Annotated in this window: 1 protein-coding gene; it reads right to left on the bottom strand. The window is 59.0% G+C overall.

Translation table 11 applies throughout. The features are described 5' to 3' along the window. A partial coding sequence (locus tag GRF61_RS24330; protein WP_211166199.1) for a transcriptional regulator GutM occupies positions 1-298 on the bottom strand: 298 nt, incomplete at its 3' end. Positions 299-449 lie beyond the last annotated feature (151 nt).

The following is a 449-nucleotide window of genomic DNA, read 5'->3' on the forward strand; positions in this document are numbered from 1 at the left end:
CATATGCAGGGTCGATCTCTTCGAGAGGCAACCCGTCGAAGACCGGGAAGTCCCTGAACCTGGCCAGAACGGTGATGCCGTTCATACGACGGCCCGCGACGACACGGTCCCTATCGTCGAGCAGGAACATAACGATGGCGCCCCGACTCAGCGCGTTCTTCTGTTTGCCGATGGCGACTTTCCCGCGTTTGCGCAGCAGTGTGTAGGTCGTGGAGAAATTCCTCATCTGGCGCATGGCTAGGGTGGCATTGCACACATAGATGATTGCGACGGTGGCAAGAACGGGCCAGAACATCATCTCTCCTCGGGGCAGACGGGATTGCAGGGGCGGGAGGCCATGAGCCAGAAGACGTCTTCATAACTGGTGAGCTGGCTTAGCCGGTTGAGCAGGTCTGGGTCGTTGGTCAGGCGGATGATCTCGTCGTAGACGGTGACGAGGATGGTGTCGT

Origin of the sequence: Azoarcus sp. TTM-91 (assembly GCF_012911025.1) — a bacterium.
Taxonomy (GTDB): Bacteria; Pseudomonadota; Gammaproteobacteria; order Burkholderiales; family Rhodocyclaceae; genus Azoarcus.